This is a genomic window from Natrinema sp. LN54, assembly GCF_052439245.1.
In the GTDB taxonomy this organism is placed as follows: Archaea; Halobacteriota; Halobacteria; order Halobacteriales; family Natrialbaceae; genus Natrinema; species Natrinema versiforme_A.
Map to the genome: position 1 here is coordinate 650,458 of NZ_JBQVRP010000001.1, position 17,407 is coordinate 667,864.

A 17,407-nucleotide genomic window follows, 5' to 3' on the forward strand; every position below is an offset into this window, starting at 1 on the left:
TCGCCAAGAGTGGCGAGTCGCTAGCTCCGAGGAGCCGCCTGCTCGTGCCTGTGTGCGGCGCTCGCGGTGAGGAGAAAGCCGATCACACCGAGGTAGCCGACGAAAACGACGGCATCGATGCCGTAGATGCCGACACCGAACACGCTCGCGCCGAAGAGACCGACCGCGTACCCAATCGAGTCCCTCGTGTCCTCGAACGTGAGTCCCTCGAGCGAGAGCAGGCCCGGATCCCGGGCGACGAAATACGACCAGCCGGTATACAGCGCGCTCACACTGATGACGACGACCCACGCTGGCTGTCCCCATCATCGCGACTGCCACACCGATACTCACGCCGACGGTGACCGCGACTGGGAGGGCTCGGACACTCATGACAATGAAACCGACGGAACGAGTGGTAAATTTCGCGAATCGATCCCGGTAAACGAGTCTCATCCGGGTGAGACTCTCGAGGACGAATCTCGAGACATCCAGCGGATACCGGAGAGAACGAGGACTTACTCGCCGTCGTCCGAGCCCTCGAGCAGGGCCCAGAACCGCTCGGTGTCGCCCTCGAAGCGCTCGAGGAGCGCGCGCATCTCGGTCCGGTGGTCGTCGGCGACTTTGACGTGGACCATCCCCTCGTCGGGCTGGCCGTAGACCACGCTCGCACCCTCGGGCGCGGCGACGATGGCCGGAAGCGCGACCAGATCCTCCTCGCCGTCGACCAGAATCGTCGTCGGCTCGTCGGCCGCGAGGGCGCGTCGGAGCGCCCGAACGACCGGTGCCGAAAGCTCCGCAGGGGGGTTTCTGACTTCGATGCTCGCGCCCGATGTCACCGCCTCGCGGATCTCCTCGTCGACCGCGCTGCGTTTCGTGCGACCGTCGACCAGTGCGACGTCGGGTCGGTGGCCCGCCTCGAGCAGGTGGTAGGTGACGACATCGCCGACGGCGATGAGGGGGCCGTCGACGGTCTCGAGAAGCCGGTCGGCGTCGGTCTCGATGGGACCCATCGGCTCCTTGAGTTCGTGGCGCAGGTCGTCGGGTAAAACCAGTAGCTGGTCGTCGTCGGCGGACGCCGCATGTCGGTCGTCGTCGCGGGTCACGTGCGTCAGCGGACCTTCAGGGCGTACGCGCCCGGTTCGGTGATCTGCATCTCCGTCGCGATTTCGCTTTCCTCGGGGTGGGCGATGATGACGTAGCCCGCCCAGTCCTCGGTCAGCGACGAGGAGTTGCAGGCGTCACAGGTCTCGTTGTCGGGTTCGTTGACCCGGTGACACTCGCGACAGACGAGACGGTCGGATGCCATGGTTATTCACCTGCGGTCGCTTCGCGTTTCTCGCGCTCTTCCTCGAGCCAGCCGTGTTTGCCGAGGCCGGGCTGTTTGGCGGTGAGCCCGATCTTCGAGTCCCGGGGGTTGCGCTCGTCGATGCTCTTGGTGACGATACGAGTCCGGACGGCGTCGTCGACGCCGAGCGCGCGGTCGGACTCGTTCGAGGAGAGCCGCTGGTTCTCGCCGTCGAAGGCGAGATACTCGTCGCTGATCTGGGAGACGTGGAGCAGCCCGTCGACGGGGCCGATGCCGACGAAGGCGCCGAATTCGACGACTTCGACGACGGTGCCGTCGACGACTTCCTGCATCTCCGGATCGAACGTCACCGCGTCGAACTCGGCCTCGTAGTAGACGCCCGGCCGGTTCGGCAGCACCGTTCCCTCGCCGATGTCGTGGACTTCGGTGACGGAGACGACGCTGCCGACCTCCTCGTCCATCCGCCCCTCGAGTTTGTCCTGGAGCAGTCGCTTGACTCGATCCGGCGACACGTCGCCGAGCTCTTCCGGTGGCACTTCTACCGTATCCTTCAATCTGACCCGTTTGTACATCTATGGTTGAGTGATCGCTAACTTGTTTCTCCCGCGTAATGCAATTACCGGTCTGCTCGCTTCGAGCACCCGGTCGCCCAACGGACGGTCGTTCGTCACGACGTAGTCGACCGCGCCCTCGCGGGCGAGTTCGACCAGCGCGTCGTCCGCGTACGATGCCTCCGTGTCGACGACGAGACAGCGTTCGGTCGCCAGATCGTGACCGACGGTCGCGGCCGTCCCCTCCGTGCCGCCCTTTTCGGAGAGCCGCCGGAGTTCCTCGAGGACGGCCTGCGGAATCGTCGGTTCGAACGAGTCCAACAGCCGCTCGAGTTCCTCGAACAACCGCACGTCGAGTTCGACCGGCATCATGAGCGCGCTCGTATCGAGGGCGACCCGCGTCCGCGTGCTCATCGCCTCAGTCCGTGAGCGTTCCCAGGCCGATCAGCCGCCAGCGCGCGCCGATGCGGCGGTTGATCGCGATTTTCGTTCCCGGATCGGCGGCGACGGGTCGCTTGAGCGCGACCTCGCACTCGCCGCTTCGGGCGCTGGTGACCGAGCCGACGGTCGTCGCCGTGCCGACGGTCATCATCAGCGGCTCGCCGGTGCTGATCTCGTCGACCGTCTCGCCGCTTTCCGCGCCGACGACCCGCTCGAGCAGGTCGACGTCCATGGTGAACTCGTTCCACGTTGGCGGGAGCGTCCCCGGCGGGCCGGCCATCCGGCCGGCCAGCGCGTCGCCCTTGGTGAGCGAGGGGTCGAGTCCGGTCCCGACGCCGAGCAGGCCGCCCGGCGTGACGGTGTCGGCGGCCTCGCCGCCGGCCTGCAGCGAGCGGATCGTCGTCTCGATCGGGACGTACTCGGTCTTCCCGCCTTCCTCGACTTCGCGGCCGGGTCGGATCTCGAGTTCGTCGCCGACCTCGAGTTCGCCCTGGACGAGGCTGCCGCCGAGGACGCCGCCGGCGAGGTCTGTGGCGGTCGTCCCGGGTTTGTTGATGTCGAAACTGCGGGCGACGTGCATCCGGGGATCCGCGTCGGGGTCCCGGTCCGGGGTCGGAATCTCCTCCTCGATGGCCTGAATGAGCAGATCGAGGTTGACCTCCTGACCCGCGGAGACGGGGACGATCGGGGCGTCTTCCGCGACCGTTCCCTCGACGAATTCCTTGATCTGGTCGTGGTTGTCGCGGGCGGTCTCGGGGTCGACGAGGTCGACCTTGTTCTGGGCGATGACGATGTTGTCGATCCCGATGATGTCGAGCGCCATCAGGTGCTCTTCGGTCTGGGGCTGGGGGACGGGCTCGTTGGCGCTGACCACCAACACGGCCCCGTCCATCAGCGACGCGCCCGAGAGCATCGTCGCCATCAGGGTCTCGTGACCCGGGGCGTCGACGAACGACACGGTACGGAGCGGCTCGCTCGGCGTGCCGTCCGCACACTCCTCCTCGACGGTGTAACACTCGGGTTCGTCCAGCCCTTCGCAGTGGCGGAACGTCGCGTCCGCGTAGCCGAGTCGGATGGAGATACCGCGTTTCATCTCCTCTGAGTGCTGGTCCGTCCACGAACCGCTGAGGGCTTGCACCAGCGTCGTCTTGCCGTGGTCTACGTGGCCGACGAGCCCGATGTTCACCTCCGGTTGTCGATTTCCTACCATAAGACGATGAGTAATCTTGGGTAGTGATTCCGCTGTGCGCTTGATAAAGGTTGCGAGCTATCCCTTCCTCCGGCGGCGAAGTGACAGTGAGGTTCCCACGCACGGTCGACCGCGAACCGCCGAACCCGGCGACTTATCTCGACTGCCGCCCTCACCGATACCGTGTCAGAGTTCGCGTTCGAACTCGAGTTGTGCGCCCGTCTCGAGGAGCGACGGGACGGTATCGTCGCGCGCCAGCTCGGCGGCGGCGTCGCCGATCCCGGCGGGCGGATTCTCGACGCGGTCTGTATCGAGCCCGGCCCCGAATTCGACGACCGCGTCGCGATTACGAGCGAGGCGATCCCCGACGCCGCGATCGAGTCCGCCGTCGGCACCGGACAGGCCCGCTACTGGAAGGACGCCTTCGACTGCCACCCCGAGCGCGCCCGCAGCGCCACGGAGCGGGCCATCGAGATCGGGTTCTTCGAGCGCGATCACGGCGCCGGCGCGGCCGGCGGACGCGAGTACGTCCGGCAGGTCGCCCGCTACCCAGACTGGTACGACCGCATCGTCGGGATCGAGAACAAGCCCGACCTCGGGCGGCCGGGCGACCTCGAGGCCCAGTTGCGAACCGACGCGAGCCTCGCGCTGGTCGACGAGATCGTGCTCGCGACCGAGAGTTACGTCACGCGCGCACACCTGAACCGAATTCCCGACGAAGTCAGCGTCTGGCGAGTCCACCGCGACGGCGCCGACCCGACGGCCGAGACGGCACCGACGAGTGCGCTCGAGATCGAAGTGGTCCGGGAGCCGACGCCGCTGTCCGTCGACGAGCGCGGCATCGAACCCCTCGAGTCCCACCCCGGTCGTACCGAGATCGCGACCGTCTCCGCCGACGCGAAGGCGCGAGCGCGCCGGCGGCTGGCCGAACGGGCCTACGGCAAGGGCTGGCGAACGTACGCGTTTCCGGACTGCGGGGCCTGTCGCCCCGAGGACGCGAGCGGCGCGACGCTGCCCTACTGCGAGTGGAACGGACGGGTCGTCGACGCCGGCTCGGAGTGTGGCCCCTCGTGTCCGGGGTACGAGGGCGATTCGGGGACCGAGACCGAGCCCGCGGTCGATCTCGAGGCCGAACGCGATCGCCGGACCGCGTGGGAGGCCGACCCCGACGGCAAGCGCCGGCAACAGTCGGGACTCGATCAGTTCGGCTGACGACGATCGGCTTCCAGCGCTCGTTTCACTCGCGCGTTCGAACGACCGCGCAGTCGGTCGCCTACAACACGTACGTCTCGCCGTCGACCGCGAGCGGCTCCGCGAAGGCCTCCTCGACGGGATAGAAGTGGGCGAGGTGGACCAGCCGCGTTCGATCGGCGTCTAGTTTCTCCGCCATCGCGAGAGCGCCCTCTCGAGTCATGTGTTTCGTGCCGAACGTCCGCGGGGTGCCCTCGGCGTCCTCGTGGCGGCCGCCGATGGGGTGGTGGTCACAGAGGCTCGCGGGGACGATGGCGTCGGCGAGCAGGAGGTCCGCGTCGGCGAGAACATCGCGGGACGCGGCGGGAACCTCGTAGCTCGTATCGCCGGTTATCGATAGCTTCGCTCCCGTTACCGGGTCCTCGACGACGAGCCCGTAGCAGACCAGCGGCGGGTGGTCGACCGGCACCAGCGTCACGTCGAGCCCGCAGGTTCGGACCGTCTCGAGGGGCGTCGTCGGCACCACGGTCAGGGGCTCGAGGTAGTGGTAGTCGTCCCGGATCGTCTCGGCGACGCTCTTTCCGGTCTCGGGGTCGGTCTCGTCGGCCGCGTAGACCTCGAGGGAGTCGAGTACGCGGAAGACGTTGCCCAGTCCGTCGAGGTGGTCGAAGTGAATGTGGGTGATGACGGCGGCGTCGGGCAGGGGCACCTCGTCCCGGAGGAACTGGGAGCGAAAGTCGGGGCTGAAGTCGATCAGCAGCGACTCGTCGGTCCGCTCGTTTTCGACGTGGACCGAGAACCGCGTGCGCTCGACGTCGCGCTCGCGGGCGGCCTCGCAGGTGTCGCAGTCGCAGCCGACGGTCGGCGTCCCGGTCGTGTCGCCCGTTCCCAACAGGGTCACCCGCATCGGGCGGTGACACCTCCGGTTGACGCGGGCGACCGAGCGGCCGTCGGGCCGCCGCGGTCGGCGCGTTCGACCCAGTCAGCGCGCTCGACCCGCCGTCGCCTACACATACGAGGTCCCTTCCTCGAGCGCCGTCCGGATGAACGGGTGGTCCGTCTGCGATTCGAACCGGTCGACCGGCAGGATATGAACCGAGAAGACGACGCCGTGTTCGAGCCCGACGGTCTCGCCGAGCGCCTCGAGTTCGCGTTCGACGTCCTCGGTCGCGTCCTCGAGGACCAGCAGTACCTCCACCGACGCGTGGACGCCGCGGTCGTCGCCACGGGCGGCGTCCCCGAAGACGACGAGCCGACTGATCGAGTCGCCGTGGGCCGCCTGCGCCCGGTCGGCGAACGCGTCCGCGGCGGACCCCTCTGGCGCGCTATCGCTCATAGCAGGTGGTTGGCAGCCGTCACATAAAGGGTATTCCCCGCGGGGCGACCGGCCCCCGATCCGTCACGGGACATCGGTCCGCCGTCGCAGTCGCGTTCGCGACGCAGGGCCCAGCCGTCGTCAGTCACCGGCCGCGGATCATCCTGTACCCCGCGTACAGGGCGGTCGCCGCGAGGCCGGCGACGACCACGGGCGAGACCCGGCGCTGGCGGAGCCGCGTGTAGAGGCTCGACTCGGCGACGTGGCCCTCGTAGCCGCCGCGTTCCTCGAGGTCGCCGGTCGGGTCCTCGAGCCCGTCCGATTCGGTCGGCGGCTCCGCCTTCCGCTGTTGGTCGACGAACACCGTTTCCATGAGGGTGTCCATCGCGCTCGAGAGGGTCCGCCCCATCGCGACCATGTTCTTCCCGCCGCCGCCGACGGTCACCTCGCGCTGGGGATCGGCCGCGGCGTCGAGGATCGTCCGCGCGACCGTCTCCGGCGCGTAGACGGGGGCCGGCAGCGAGGCTTCCGTCTCCATGTAGTTCTTCGCGTGCTCCGCGAACGGCGTGTCGATCGCGCTCGGTTTGACGAGCGTCACGGACACCGGTTCGTCGGCTCGCTCGAGTTCCATGCGCAGCGAGTCGGTAAAGCCCTTGACCGCCTGTTTGGACGCCGAATAGCTGCCCTGCAGGATGATCGCGCGATCGGAGACGATGCTTCCGATATTGATGATCGCGCCGCCACCATCTTTCCCTTTCAGGTGCTCGGCGGCCTCGAGCGAGCCGTACACCACTCCCCAGACGTTGGTCTCGAACTGCTCGCGCATGTCCTCGACCGGAACCTCGGTCAGCTTGCCGTAGATAGAGATGCCCGCGCCGTTGACCCACGTATCGAAGCCGCCGTAGGTTTCCGCGGCCGTGTCGGCGATTTCGCGGACGTCGTCCCGGTCGCCCACGTCGGCGACGACGTACTCGGCCTCCCCGCCGTCATCGCGGATCTCCTCGGTCGCCTCCCGCAACGCGTCCTCGCTGCGGGCTGCGAGGACCACTCGCGCCCCGCGGTCGGCGGCCGTCCGCGCCGTCGTCAGGCCGATCCCCGACGACGCGCCGGTGATTACGATTGTCTGCTCCTCGAGCGATTTCAGATTCGGGTCGGGACTCATAGCAGTTGGGCTACTGCCTCGAGACGGTGCTACCTGACGCCTGTATTGGCATGGCAACCGGCCGGTCGTCGGGTCGAGAGTCGATCGCGAGACTCGTTCGACCGCGATACCTCCGAACTGGCCGTTCGTACGACGGATGAACTTAGGGCTAACTTCCCTCGAGTACAGAACGGTCCTATTCCCTGCCGGCAGTCAAAATCAATCCGCAGCGGAAACGACGAGGCGTGGGAAACTTATAGGATGAGCTACAGTTGTAATTGTATGGCGGATGACCGCGCAGACGGCCACTCGGAGGAGCCCCAGCAGCACCCCCGCGAGACACGAATGACGACGTCCGTCGATTCGTCCCTCCGGACCGACCCTCGCGTTCTGGGACTCTCCGTCTCGGGAGTTCTGGTGGTTATTGCCGCGTCAGTTCATCTGTCGGGTGAATACGGAGCCGTTGAGACAGCGAGCATCCTCGCTTTCGTTCCAGTTATCGCGATCGTAACGATGCTCTACCACGTATTTCGATAGGGAGCGTGCGATAGACCCCAATTCGGCCGCCTTCTACTGGACGGTTCACTGGTGTCGTCACTCGAGACCCCAGTTTCGCAAAAAGACCGATAGCTCCGGCCAGAGACCCGTTCCGAAGCGATTTCAGTGATCGTGGTCGTGATCGTGATCGTGCGAGTGACCGCCGTCGCTGGCCGCGTCGCCGAGGTCGCCGCCCGCGACGAGCGCGTCGTGGTCGCCCTCCATCATGTCCATGTTCTTCAGCGTGTCCCGCTCCTCGAACTCCTCGACGGCGTTCATGAGGTCCTCCTGTGTCAGCGTCGTCCGGTCCTCGGTCAGCGCCTCGAGCACCGCTTCCCGGAGCACCATCCGGAGGTCGCTGCCGGTCAGGCCCTCGGTGACCTCGGCGATGAGTTGCGGATCGAACTCGTCGATGTCCATCGTGCGGGTGATCAGGCCGAGGATGTCTGCCCGCATGCCGCGGTCGGGCTTGGGGAAGTTGATGATCTCGTCGAAACGCCGCCACGCGGCGTCGTCGAGTTGGTCGGGATGGTTGGTCGCGCCGATGAGCAGGACATCGTCCTCGATGAGCGAGATGTTATCGATGCTCTTGAGGAGGGTGTTGACGGCCCGTTTGAGCGCGGCGTGTTCGTCGCTGCGCCGCGTCTTCGCGACGAAGTCGAACTCGTCGATGAAGAGGATACACGGCGAGAGCCGCTTTGCGACCTCGAAGGTCTTGTCGACGTTTTTGGCCGTCTCGCCGAGGTACTGGCTCGTGATCATCGAGAGTTTGACCTCGACGAAGGGAAGGTCCATGTCCTGTGCCAGCGCCTGCGCCGTGGAGGTCTTCCCGGTGCCCGGCGGCCCGACGAACAGCAGTTTCCCGATCTCGCGCAGGCCGATGTTCGCGAGGTAATCCCGGTGTTCGATCGCCTTCGAGATCTTGTTGAGTTCGTTCTGCTGGTCCTCGGTGAGCACGAGGTCGTCCAGCGACATGTCGACTTCCTCCGGCGCGCGGACCTCGACGAGGTCGAGCATCTCCTCGTCTTCCTCCTCGTCGAAGTACTCGTTCAGGAGGCCGTCGATCCAGACGCGGTCGGCCTGAATCGGCCGGTTTCGCTCGCGGGCCTCCTCGTGGGTGACCGCGAAGTCGTAGTCGTCGTGATTCGCGAAGTGTTTCGCGAGCGTCGGGTTCTCGAGCAGGCGCTCGTCGTCGACGCGCTCGGCGAACCACTCTTCGGCCATCCCCCGCTGGGCGAGGGTGATCGTTCCCGAGAACTCGTCGCGTTCGGTGAACATGAGGTCGGAGACGGCCTCCCACGGGCGGTCGACGCCGGTCGCCTCGCGGGCGGTCGTCGTCGTCACCGACAGCGGGCGACTGATCCCGGCGGGTTTGCGCCCGCTTCCGCCGCCGTCTCCGTCGTCCCCGTCCTCGTCGACGCCGCCGGTCCAGTAGACCCGGCGGACCGACGGCGGGAGGTCGTTCTCGTCCAGCGTCCGGTCGTCCGAATACACGCTCGTCGTGAGCAGAAATTCCACGACATCGAGCGCCGCGTCACTCATTCCGTGAACGTACTCGCTACACGTTCTTAACAGCGTCGTCCCGCGCAACGTATGTGACCGCGTTCCATCCCGAGCGGTCCCGCGGTGGCGGTTCAGCGACGGAAACCGGCACAACCGTTTTCGTGTATCGGCTCACAGTCACCAGTATGAACGTGTTGCTGGGTCTGGGCGGCAGCGACGAGTCGGTGAAGACGCTCCGACGGACCATCGAGCGGACGCGCGAGGTCGGTGACGACCTGACGATCGTCGTCCTGGACAAGCCCGAGTCGAAACGCTCGCAGGACGAAATGTATCAGCAAGCCGTCGACGCCCTCGAGGAGGGTGACATCACCGACGTCGCGGTCGAGAAACTCGAGGGCGATCCCGGAAGCGCGCTCGTCAATTACGCCGAGCAGGGCGAGTACGACCAGTTGGTCATCGGCGGCGGCACCCTGAGCCCGATGGGGAAGATTCAGCTCGGCCCGATCACCGAGTTCGTCCTGTTGAACGCGCCGACGACGGTCAAACTGGTGCGATAACGATGTCCGGATCGCGTCAGTATCCGGACGACCCGTCCGGGCCGTTCCCCTCGCCGCCGACGACGGTCGAGGACCGCGAGGGGCGATCGGTCGAGATTCGGGCACCCGAGGCGTTCGCCGACGAGGCGCTCGCGGACGTCGTCGAGATGTACACCGAGTTCGACCCGACCGACCGCGCACAGGGAATCCCGCCGACCGGCGAGGAGCGCATCCGCAACTGGCTCGAGACGATCGGCGAGGACAGCGTCAACGTCGTCGCCCGCCACGACGGCGACGTGATCGCCCACGCGATGCTCGTCCCCGATACCGACGATCCGTCCGCGATCGAGCACAGGAGAGATATCGAGTGGGAGCTGGCGATCTTCGTCCTGCAGGCCTACCAGCGGGCCGGCATCGGCACGACGCTGCTCGAGAACCTCCTCGGCCACGCAAGCGATGTCGGCATCGAGCGCGTGTGGCTGACCGTCGAGCGCTGGAACAACCCGGCGATCGCGCTCTACGAGCGGGTCGGCTTCGAATCGACCGGCACCGAGAGCTTCGAACAGGAGATGGCGATTTTGCTCGAGGGCGATAGCGACGATGGCAACGGCGACAACGACCGCTGAACACCTGCTGCAGTAGTTTCAAGCGGCGCGATCAGACCGACAGCACCGGCTGGCTCGCGTACGAAAGGACGTACTCGGCGGCCTTCTCGAGGACCTCCGCCTCGGCTCGCGTCACGGGTTCCCGGGGGAGGACGATGAAGTCGGCGTCGATATCGTCGGCGGTATCGAGGACGACGTTCCCGGGGTGGCGCGTCTTCCGCGTCTGCGAGAAGCCGTCGTCGACCGCGGTCGAGAGCGGAACGCCGGCGTCGTCGGCGATGGTGCTGATGTCGTCGAAAAAGCCCTGCGTGTTCTCCGCGATGTCGGTTTCGTCGACCGTCCCGGCGTCCAGTCCCCGGACGACGCCGCGTCCGAGGACGAACAGCGCGTGGACGGAGGCGTCGTACCGGTCGGCGACGGCGACGGCGTACTCGACGGCGGTGGCGGACTCGTCGCTCCCGTCGACCGGTGCGAGAACTGTGTCGACGGTAAACGGCTCGCTGGCGTCCATACGCGGCAGTGGGTGGCCCGTCACAAAAAAGCCACCCCACGGCTCCCGCGTGCGGTCGTCACCGGCCCCCGCAGAACGGGGACGTTTAAGCGGGTACGAGCGCAATCCCCGGTCATGTTCGATACGGTCGTGGTCGCCACCGACGGCTCCGACAGCGTGAAACGGGCCGTCGACATCGCGCTCGATCTCGCCGACCGATTCGACGCCGAGGTTCACGCGCTCTCGGTGATCGACGCCAGCGAGGTCGACGCCTCGCCCGAGCAGCTCCGGGCCGAACTCCGCACCGCCCTCGAGACGACAGCCGACGCCGCGCTCGCTACCGTCGAGGAGCGGGCAGAGCGGGACGTGACGACCGCCACCCGCGAGGGCCGGCCCGCCGTCGAAATCTGCGAGTACGCCCGCGAGATCGACGCCGACGTGATCGCGACGGGGACCCGCGGTCGCCACGGCGAGAACCGCCTGCTGCTCGGCAGCGTCGCCGAGCGGATCGTCCGCACCTCGCCCGTGCCCGTCCTGACGGTCCGCCAACTCGAGCCGGCGGGCGATGGCGACGTCGAAGACGGCGACGAAATCGCCGCAAACGCCTGATCGAGGACGCGCTCGGCCGCGTCGTCTCGCGATACCGGCGGTTACTTCCCCGCCGGTCACCCAGTACGTCCCATGTACGACGAACTCATCCAGAGCGGCGATCTGTCGCTCGCCCGGAAGTCGGTACTGCCGGGAACCGGATTCTTCCTGCCAGATACGCTCGAGGACGACCTCGAAGACCAGCAGACCGAGGCCGCACTCGAGGGGGCCGAGGTCGCGGTCATCGCGGACCCGGACGCCGACGGACTGGCCTGTGTCGCCCTCCTTCGAGAGGCCTACGACGACGTGCGGAATATTCCGGACCCCGACGACGACGGTGACGGGGACGACGCGGACCGGCCGGAACCGGTCGCCGACGCGACCGACGACGCCGACGAGGAGAACGTCGTCATCGCGGCCGGAGACGCCGACGAGCCGCTCGAGGAGCCCGAACCGACGCCGCACACCGTCGCGCTCGTTCCCGCGAGCCCCCACGACGTGGAAGACGCGCTGGCCCGCGTCGCCGAGTACGGCGATGAGGGGATCGACATCTTCGTCTGCGACCTCGCGCCGGACCGGTACGAGTACGTCGAGGACGAACTCGCGGCCGCGCTCGAGACCGCGGACTCGATCGCGTGGTACGACCACCACCAGTGGGGCGACGACGTGGCGCGGGCGGTCCGCGAGACCGGCGTCGACCTCGTGATCGGCGACTCCGACGAGGAGTGTTCCGCCGACGTGGTCTACCGCTCGCTCGAGTACGAGTTCGATCCGATGTACGAGGAACTCGCGGCGGTCACGCGGGATCACGATCTCTGGCTTCGCGAGGACCCGCGCAGCGACGACCTGGCGGACTACGCTTACTGGACCGACCCCGCCGAGTACGTCGAGGTCGTCCGCGAGTACGGCGTCGACCTCCCCGAGTGGGTCACGGACTACATCGCCGAGCGCCGCGTCGAGAAGGAGGCGCTCATCGACCAGGCGGTCGGCCGAGCGGAACTCCGCGAGATCGGCGGCTACACGGTCGGGATCACCTACGGCCGCTGTTCGCAAAACGAGGTCGCGGAAGCCATGCGCGAGCAGGGTGCCGACGCCTCGGTGATCGTCAAACCCGCCGGCTCGGCCTCCATCCGCGGCACCGACGAATTCGAACTGTGCCACGAGGTCGCGGGGAAGGTAAACGGCGGCGGCCACCCCAAGGCCGCGGGCTGTAAACCCGACATCTACGACGACATGCTCGACTACGCGAACCACTGGACGACCCGCGGTGCCGTGACGAAACGGGTCATCCTCGACGCGTTCCGCGACGTCGTCGACGAGGCAGCCGAAGAACAAGCGGCGGAAGCGGACGACGCGGACGCAAGCGACGACTGATCGATTCGTTTTGTCACAACTATTAAACGATCGATATAGGGGCGCTCTGTATCACTTCGGACTGATCAACCGGTGCGGTGGCGCGCGCTGGACCGCAGCGAACGACTGTGAGCCGCGGTCCGAAGCCGTGCGAGGTCGTCGCGAGTGGAACGAGCGACTGCATGGAAGACGCAGCGCGTCTTCCAGTGGACGAGCGCGGGAACGGAGTGACTGAGCGAGTCGGTTGGGGAGGGCGCGGCGATTCCCCGTTGCCACGATAGCAGAGTACGTACCCCTGTCAGATATCTCGGAATATAGCCTCCTTCAGAAATCCGCCGACAGTCAGTTGACCTGACGAATCACTGCCGAGACGCGAAGTATCGCATGACGAGTTGCAAGACGTGAACGAAGACGCCGGCGACGGCGATGTAGACGCCGATCGTCTGGAGCGCGACCGACTCGGTCCGCCGGTCGCGGACCTTCCAGATCTCCCAGCCCAGTCGGAGCAGGAATCCCAGAAAGACGAGGACGAACCCGAGGAGCAACACCGGCGCGTAGAACGTTCCGACCGCGATGGCGACGAGACCGCCGATGAACGCGTAGTTGGCGTAGGAACCCCAGTGCTCGAACGATTTCGAGCGCGCGTAGACGTAGGCCGCGATGACGGCAGTCAACACGGCGACCACGACCGCGGTGACGGCGAGAATCGTCACCTGAGATTCGCGGGGCGCGAACCGGAGCACCCCGGCCCCGAAGATTCCGAACGCTAACTGCAGGATCACCATCCCGACGAACGCGATGCCCGTATCGCCGCCCTCGACGCCCCGCTCGGCGACCAACTGGCCGGCCATGATCGCCGCGCCGTAGGCGATCGCACCGATGATCGGGAACGAGAACAGGTAGTCGTTGATACTCGAGAGCGGCGTGCTCACGAGGCCGTACATCACCACCACGTTGAGCGCCATCAGGACGCTCGCACCGCCGATCACGCGTGCCTCGCGACTCGAGAGACCGAACCCGCGGCCGGTCTCGGTCGGGGTTTCGGTCGAACTCATTCGCCCTCGATAGGCCGTCCTCGAGCAAAAGGAGACGGCCGACAGGTGACGGTGTCAGGAACCGAACCGGTGGATCGGTGCTCGAGTGCGGAACGAGAGACCGGGACTCGAGCGGGACCCAGTGGTAGACGAACGCGTCCGGTCAGTGGCGGCGACGGCAGAGTCAGTCGCCCGCGGTCCACCGATCCGAGAACGCCGTCCCGCACGTACACTGGGCGTAGGCGTGGATGACATCCCCGTCGGCGTAGATGCCGCCGACCTCCTCGTTCTGCGCTTCGGCGAACGCGAAGACGAACTGGACCGCGTGGCTCTCGTCGTCGTCCGCGTCCGGACACTGCCCGCCCGTCAGGTCGTCGTCGATCTCTCCTTCATTGCTCATCGCGGATTTCGCGAACTCCATCGCGCCGGTGCCGGTCGCCGCCTGAAAGGCGCCCCGCCCGCGCTCGCCGTCGACGACGATCAGCGTGCCGTCGTCGACCCGGTCGCCGAACCGCTCGAGTCGCTCGTCGGAGACGTAGGAATCGGCCAGAAACAGCGCGACGTCCTCGAGGCGGTCGCCCGCCAGAAACTCCGCACGTGGGTTGCTCATGACGGCGGATTCGCGCTCGAGGTGGAAAAAGGGAGTTATTCGCAGCCGTTCGCTCGGCCGCCGACCGAACGGCGTACACGCCGTGGCGTCCCCAGTAGTTCAGACCTCGAGATCGGACGCGGCCAGCATCACCTGTAGCGCCTCGCTGGGCGACATGTCCTCGTCGAGCTGGCCGGCGTACCACGTCAGGAGATCGACGAACACCTCGCGGACGTCGTGTGACGTCGCGCGGTGGTGTGCGACCGCCCCGTCGGTCTTCAGCGAGATATCGACGCCGTGGGGTTCGGGCGCATCGGCGAGCGTCCCGCCGTCGCCTCGAGCGTCGACCGACCGCTCCGTCGGTGCGTCCGCCGCGTCGCTCTCGGGCGACTGACGCGTATTCAGTTCGTCAGTCTCCGCCCTGATTACGTACTGGTTCTCGGCGAGTTCGCGAACGTGATCTCCCTCGAGCGAGAGGTCGTCCGGCTCGAGGACCGTGTCCGTGTCGGTGTCTCGTGTGTCAGTCATGGGTTTCTGATCGGAATGTACTGCGCGATGAGTTCCGCGATCGGAAGCGCGAACTGGCGGCCGCTGCCGAAGTACTCGAGCCCCGAGAGGAGCAGGAACACCGCCATCGCCGCGACAGCCAGTGCGAGCGCGAGCGCCCCGAGGCGGTCTCCTTTCTCGGTTCGCGTCGCGACGACGACCCACGACGCGAGGACGCCGGCGACGCAGAGATTGACGACCGCGTGCGTCTGCACGATGCTCCCGACGGCCCGGTCGGCGTTGAACGCGGCGATCGCGGCCGCGATTCCGAGCGCCGTGAACCCGCCCGTCGCCAGCGCGAACGACCGCCACTCCCGATCGGCGACCCGTCGGATCGGCTCGAGTCGGAACACGCCGTACAGCAGGAACGGGACGATGGGGGCGAGATACCGAACCGTGATCGTCGAGTGCAGCGGGAGCCGCGAGAGGTACAGGAGACTGAAGAGGCAGATGTAACAGGCGGCGAAGACGTCCGTCTGCGTGAGCGGATCGCGGAGTCGCCGACGGAGATCGCGGCGACTCACCGCGTGCCGGGCGACCGCGAGCGGGGTCGCGACGAGCGCCCCCAGAACCGGCGCGGACTCGAGAATTGTGAGCTCGACGGTCTGGCCGCCGGTCTGACTGTAGTCGACGCCGGGAATGCGCCCGCTCCGGAGAAAAACGTGGGAGAGCCGCTCGGTGTCCAGCGAGTCGACGCCGGTGTTGAGGAGTCCGCCGAACACGTCCAGCGCGTTCAGCGCGCCGTCGATCCCCGCCGACGCCATCGCGACTGCCCCACCGACGAGTCGCGTGAAGACACTCGTCAGGCCGGTGGTCGAGCCGCGGCCCGGGGTCGACTCCGTTCCGCCACCGCTCGAGCCGCCATCGCCGGACGCGGTTCCACCGGCATCTCCCGTAGCGGCCTCGCCGCCCGATTCGGCACCGCCCGCGTCCGTTCCGACGGTATCGACCAGTACGTCGCCGCCGGTGTAGGTCGACAGCAATCGCGGCGGTTTGACCGGATTGCCCGTGATGAGCGTATTCGTCGCGAAAAACGGCACCAGCGAGAGAGCGAACACGCCGCCGATGAGGCCGAGGGTCCGCGGATCCCTCGAGCGGGCCGTCAACAGATCCGCGGGGACGAGCACGGCGAACAACGCGAGCGCTTCGGGAGCGTGAATCCACGCCGTCCCGCCGACGGCCGCGTAGGAGAGCGCTCGGAACGTGACCCCCTCGTCGCCGTCCGCGATGGCCGCGCGGCTCCGATAGAAGCCGTACAGCGCGATCAGGGCGAGCAGCGCCGTCAGCGCGTGACGTTTCGGGATCGAGGCCCAGAATCCGATCGGGACGAGCACGACGCCGGTGATCCCGGCCGCCGTCGCGACCCGTCGGCCGTGTGCGTGTTCGAACAACCGGTAGAGGACGACCGGCACGAATCCGGCCGCGACCATCGTGCTCACCTGCAGCGCGAGCAGCGGAAACAGCCGGGGCGGCAGCTCGGTCGCCGTCGCGAGGTTCGCCTGAAAGAGGCCGAACGCGAGCGCACAGCCGACCAGCGTCGCGAGACGACCGCGTCCGAGCAGGCGACCAAGCTGGACGCAGAAAGCGAGCACCAGCAAACTCCACAGCGCCGCGATGGCGATCCGCACATCGGCGACGAGCGCGATCGCCTCGAGCCCCCAGAGGAACGGGAGCGCGAAGACGACGTGGCCGTAGTTTCGCGCGTAGAGCCGGCCGTCTACGATGTTCATGCCGGGCGTCGACGGATCCGCCGGCCCGTAAACGGCTTGCGTGATGTGGAGGTGGCCCTCCGAAACGGCGACGAGCGCGTTCCCGATGGCGAACGTATCGACGATGAAAATGTCGACGCGCCAGTAGAGCGCGAACAGTACGAGCGCCCCGAGGTAGATGGTGAGTCCGGTTCGATCACCGAACAGCACTCGGACCAGCAGCGTTCGGTCGACCTCGAGACCCGTCAGTTCCTCGCGGACGCGATGGGCAGTGCTCATTCGGGCACCTCGAGGGCGACGGTTTCCTCGGTCACGGTAAAGGCCACCTCGTCGGACTCCGCGGTGACCGTTACTGTAGCCTCGACGCTCGAGTTCTCGGTATCCGCGACCGACCCGTCGGGAATCGAGAGCGGAACGGAACGGTCCGTTCCCGGGGAAATGCTGCTGGTCGCGTTCTCGCTGTAATTCAGTTCGGGAACCGAAACGCGGTAAGTCACCGCGACCGGTTCCGAGCCGGTTTCGACGTAGACCAGCGCGTCGGGAATCTCGAGCCGGTGCGAGTCGGTGTTCGTTCGCTCGAGCGAGAGGGTTTCGGCGGGAACCCGCTGTGGCGAAACGAAGAGTTCTCGGTCGACGGAGACACTTTCTTCGTTTCCCCCGAACGAGGAATAGAGATCCACCGATTTGTCGGCGGAGTCGGTGGCATCGATCGCAGGAACCAGTGGTCCGGCCGCGAACGTAACGAGTAGTATGCAAAGCGCGGTTACGACGACGCACTGGTGTTCTAGGTCCATAAAAATC

Annotated in this window: 21 protein-coding genes; 5 read left to right on the forward strand and 16 right to left on the reverse strand. The window is 66.9% G+C overall.

Annotated elements, in window-relative coordinates; genetic code table 11:
• Positions 1-20 precede the first annotated feature (20 nt).
• The 6 genes from ACT4ML_RS03265 to ACT4ML_RS03290 form a co-directional block, all read right to left on the reverse strand.
• Positions 21-272: a hypothetical protein gene (locus ACT4ML_RS03265; protein ID WP_444719574.1), complete on the reverse strand. Its 252-nt coding sequence runs from the start codon at positions 270-272 to the stop codon at positions 21-23.
• 225 nt (positions 273-497) lie between these two features.
• The gene (locus tag ACT4ML_RS03270) at positions 498-1,085 is read right to left on the reverse strand and encodes a GTP-dependent dephospho-CoA kinase family protein (protein WP_444719575.1); all 588 of its coding nucleotides are present in this window, start codon (positions 1,083-1,085) and stop codon (positions 498-500) included.
• 5 nt (positions 1,086-1,090) lie between these two features.
• Positions 1,091-1,288, reverse strand: a complete 198-nt coding sequence (gene spt4, locus ACT4ML_RS03275; protein ID WP_076143095.1) for a transcription elongation factor subunit Spt4 — start codon at positions 1,286-1,288, stop codon at positions 1,091-1,093.
• A gap of 2 nt (positions 1,289-1,290) precedes the next feature.
• Positions 1,291-1,860, reverse strand: a complete 570-nt coding sequence (locus tag ACT4ML_RS03280; RefSeq protein WP_138243897.1) for a DNA-directed RNA polymerase — start codon at positions 1,858-1,860, stop codon at positions 1,291-1,293.
• Positions 1,861-2,253, reverse strand: coding sequence for a PIN domain-containing protein (locus ACT4ML_RS03285; RefSeq protein WP_444719576.1), 393 nt, complete (start codon positions 2,251-2,253; stop codon positions 1,861-1,863).
• Positions 2,254-2,257: 4 nt separating this feature from the next.
• The gene (locus ACT4ML_RS03290) at positions 2,258-3,490 is read right to left on the reverse strand and encodes a translation initiation factor IF-2 subunit gamma (RefSeq protein ID WP_444719577.1); all 1,233 of its coding nucleotides are present in this window, start codon (positions 3,488-3,490) and stop codon (positions 2,258-2,260) included.
• Between the two features lie 162 nt (positions 3,491-3,652).
• On the opposite strand from ACT4ML_RS03290, the gene ACT4ML_RS03295 reads away from it, so the two are divergent.
• A complete protein-coding gene (locus tag ACT4ML_RS03295; protein ID WP_444719578.1) occupies positions 3,653-4,681 on the forward strand; it encodes a DUF5787 family protein in 1,029 nt (342 codons plus the stop codon).
• 61 nt (positions 4,682-4,742) lie between these two features.
• Here the strand turns inward: ACT4ML_RS03295 and ACT4ML_RS03300 are convergent, their stop codons facing one another.
• The 4 genes from ACT4ML_RS03300 to ACT4ML_RS03315 form a co-directional block, all read right to left on the reverse strand.
• A complete protein-coding gene (locus ACT4ML_RS03300) occupies positions 4,743-5,567 on the reverse strand; it encodes an MBL fold metallo-hydrolase (RefSeq protein WP_444719579.1) in 825 nt (274 codons plus the stop codon).
• A gap of 99 nt (positions 5,568-5,666) precedes the next feature.
• Positions 5,667-5,996 carry a hypothetical protein gene (locus tag ACT4ML_RS03305; RefSeq protein WP_444719580.1) on the reverse strand — a complete coding sequence of 110 codons (330 nt, stop codon included), beginning with the start codon at positions 5,994-5,996 and terminating at the stop codon, positions 5,667-5,669.
• A gap of 124 nt (positions 5,997-6,120) precedes the next feature.
• The gene (locus tag ACT4ML_RS03310) at positions 6,121-7,137 is read right to left on the reverse strand and encodes an SDR family oxidoreductase (protein ID WP_444719581.1); all 1,017 of its coding nucleotides are present in this window, start codon (positions 7,135-7,137) and stop codon (positions 6,121-6,123) included.
• A gap of 639 nt (positions 7,138-7,776) precedes the next feature.
• Positions 7,777-9,195, reverse strand: a complete 1,419-nt coding sequence (locus ACT4ML_RS03315; RefSeq protein ID WP_444719582.1) for an ATP-binding protein — start codon at positions 9,193-9,195, stop codon at positions 7,777-7,779.
• 146 nt (positions 9,196-9,341) lie between these two features.
• Here ACT4ML_RS03315 and ACT4ML_RS03320 point away from each other — a divergent pair, with 146 nt between their 5' ends.
• Together ACT4ML_RS03320 and ACT4ML_RS03325 are read left to right on the forward strand one after the other, a co-directional pair.
• Positions 9,342-9,713: a universal stress protein gene (locus ACT4ML_RS03320; protein ID WP_138243889.1), complete on the forward strand. Its 372-nt coding sequence runs from the start codon at positions 9,342-9,344 to the stop codon at positions 9,711-9,713.
• Between the two features lie 2 nt (positions 9,714-9,715).
• Positions 9,716-10,318, forward strand: coding sequence for a GNAT family N-acetyltransferase (locus tag ACT4ML_RS03325; RefSeq protein WP_444719583.1), 603 nt, complete (start codon positions 9,716-9,718; stop codon positions 10,316-10,318).
• Between the two features lie 31 nt (positions 10,319-10,349).
• Here the strand turns inward: ACT4ML_RS03325 and ACT4ML_RS03330 are convergent, their stop codons facing one another.
• Positions 10,350-10,808, reverse strand: a complete 459-nt coding sequence (locus tag ACT4ML_RS03330) for a universal stress protein (protein ID WP_138243887.1) — start codon at positions 10,806-10,808, stop codon at positions 10,350-10,352.
• Positions 10,809-10,922: 114 nt separating this feature from the next.
• Between ACT4ML_RS03330 and ACT4ML_RS03335 the strand changes: the two genes are divergently transcribed.
• Positions 10,923-11,396: a universal stress protein gene (locus tag ACT4ML_RS03335; protein ID WP_444719584.1), complete on the forward strand. Its 474-nt coding sequence runs from the start codon at positions 10,923-10,925 to the stop codon at positions 11,394-11,396.
• Between the two features lie 72 nt (positions 11,397-11,468).
• Complete coding sequence (locus ACT4ML_RS03340) at positions 11,469-12,749, forward strand: DHH family phosphoesterase (protein WP_444719585.1); 1,281 nt, start codon at positions 11,469-11,471, stop codon at positions 12,747-12,749.
• Between the two features lie 338 nt (positions 12,750-13,087).
• On the opposite strand, the gene ACT4ML_RS03345 is transcribed toward ACT4ML_RS03340, so the two are convergent.
• The 5 genes from ACT4ML_RS03345 to ACT4ML_RS03365 all read right to left on the reverse strand — a co-directional run bounded on the left by ACT4ML_RS03345 (position 13,088) and on the right by ACT4ML_RS03365 (position 17,400).
• A complete protein-coding gene (locus ACT4ML_RS03345) occupies positions 13,088-13,783 on the reverse strand; it encodes a hypothetical protein (protein WP_444719586.1) in 696 nt (231 codons plus the stop codon).
• A gap of 163 nt (positions 13,784-13,946) precedes the next feature.
• The gene (locus ACT4ML_RS03350; RefSeq protein ID WP_138243883.1) at positions 13,947-14,372 is read right to left on the reverse strand and encodes a DUF5807 family protein; all 426 of its coding nucleotides are present in this window, start codon (positions 14,370-14,372) and stop codon (positions 13,947-13,949) included.
• Between the two features lie 99 nt (positions 14,373-14,471).
• Entirely contained in the window at positions 14,472-14,879 is a 408-nt protein-coding gene (locus tag ACT4ML_RS03355) for a DUF7500 family protein (RefSeq protein WP_444719587.1), read from the reverse strand.
• The gene (locus tag ACT4ML_RS03360; protein WP_444719588.1) at positions 14,876-16,885 is read right to left on the reverse strand and encodes a hypothetical protein; all 2,010 of its coding nucleotides are present in this window, start codon (positions 16,883-16,885) and stop codon (positions 14,876-14,878) included. The genes ACT4ML_RS03355 and ACT4ML_RS03360 overlap by 4 nt, the downstream gene beginning before the upstream one ends.
• Complete coding sequence (locus ACT4ML_RS03365; protein WP_444719589.1) at positions 16,882-17,400, reverse strand: hypothetical protein; 519 nt, start codon at positions 17,398-17,400, stop codon at positions 16,882-16,884. Before ACT4ML_RS03365 ends, ACT4ML_RS03360 begins: the two co-directional genes overlap by 4 nt.
• Between the last annotated feature and the right edge of the window lie 7 nt (positions 17,401-17,407).

Coding starts and splice junctions, on each gene's coding strand:
- ACT4ML_RS03280 (WP_138243897.1), bottom strand. CDS start 1,860: ATGTACAAACGGGTCAGATTGAAGGATACGGTAGAAGTGCCACCGGAA.
- spt4 (WP_076143095.1), bottom strand. CDS start 1,288: ATGGCATCCGACCGTCTCGTCTGTCGCGAGTGTCACCGGGTCAACGAA.
- ACT4ML_RS03365 (WP_444719589.1), bottom strand. CDS start 17,400: ATGGACCTAGAACACCAGTGCGTCGTCGTAACCGCGCTTTGCATACTA.
- ACT4ML_RS03340 (WP_444719585.1), top strand. CDS start 11,469: ATGTACGACGAACTCATCCAGAGCGGCGATCTGTCGCTCGCCCGGAAG.
- ACT4ML_RS03325 (WP_444719583.1), top strand. CDS start 9,716: ATGTCCGGATCGCGTCAGTATCCGGACGACCCGTCCGGGCCGTTCCCC.
- ACT4ML_RS03350 (WP_138243883.1), bottom strand. CDS start 14,372: ATGAGCAACCCACGTGCGGAGTTTCTGGCGGGCGACCGCCTCGAGGAC.
- ACT4ML_RS03360 (WP_444719588.1), bottom strand. CDS start 16,885: ATGAGCACTGCCCATCGCGTCCGCGAGGAACTGACGGGTCTCGAGGTC.
- ACT4ML_RS03330 (WP_138243887.1), bottom strand. CDS start 10,808: ATGGACGCCAGCGAGCCGTTTACCGTCGACACAGTTCTCGCACCGGTC.
- ACT4ML_RS03310 (WP_444719581.1), bottom strand. CDS start 7,137: ATGAGTCCCGACCCGAATCTGAAATCGCTCGAGGAGCAGACAATCGTA.
- ACT4ML_RS03290 (WP_444719577.1), bottom strand. CDS start 3,490: ATGGTAGGAAATCGACAACCGGAGGTGAACATCGGGCTCGTCGGCCAC.
- ACT4ML_RS03355 (WP_444719587.1), bottom strand. CDS start 14,879: ATGACTGACACACGAGACACCGACACGGACACGGTCCTCGAGCCGGAC.
- ACT4ML_RS03305 (WP_444719580.1), bottom strand. CDS start 5,996: ATGAGCGATAGCGCGCCAGAGGGGTCCGCCGCGGACGCGTTCGCCGAC.
- ACT4ML_RS03320 (WP_138243889.1), top strand. CDS start 9,342: ATGAACGTGTTGCTGGGTCTGGGCGGCAGCGACGAGTCGGTGAAGACG.
- ACT4ML_RS03345 (WP_444719586.1), bottom strand. CDS start 13,783: ATGAGTTCGACCGAAACCCCGACCGAGACCGGCCGCGGGTTCGGTCTC.
- ACT4ML_RS03300 (WP_444719579.1), bottom strand. CDS start 5,567: ATGCGGGTGACCCTGTTGGGAACGGGCGACACGACCGGGACGCCGACC.
- ACT4ML_RS03285 (WP_444719576.1), bottom strand. CDS start 2,253: ATGAGCACGCGGACGCGGGTCGCCCTCGATACGAGCGCGCTCATGATG.
- ACT4ML_RS03335 (WP_444719584.1), top strand. CDS start 10,923: ATGTTCGATACGGTCGTGGTCGCCACCGACGGCTCCGACAGCGTGAAA.
- ACT4ML_RS03315 (WP_444719582.1), bottom strand. CDS start 9,195: ATGAGTGACGCGGCGCTCGATGTCGTGGAATTTCTGCTCACGACGAGC.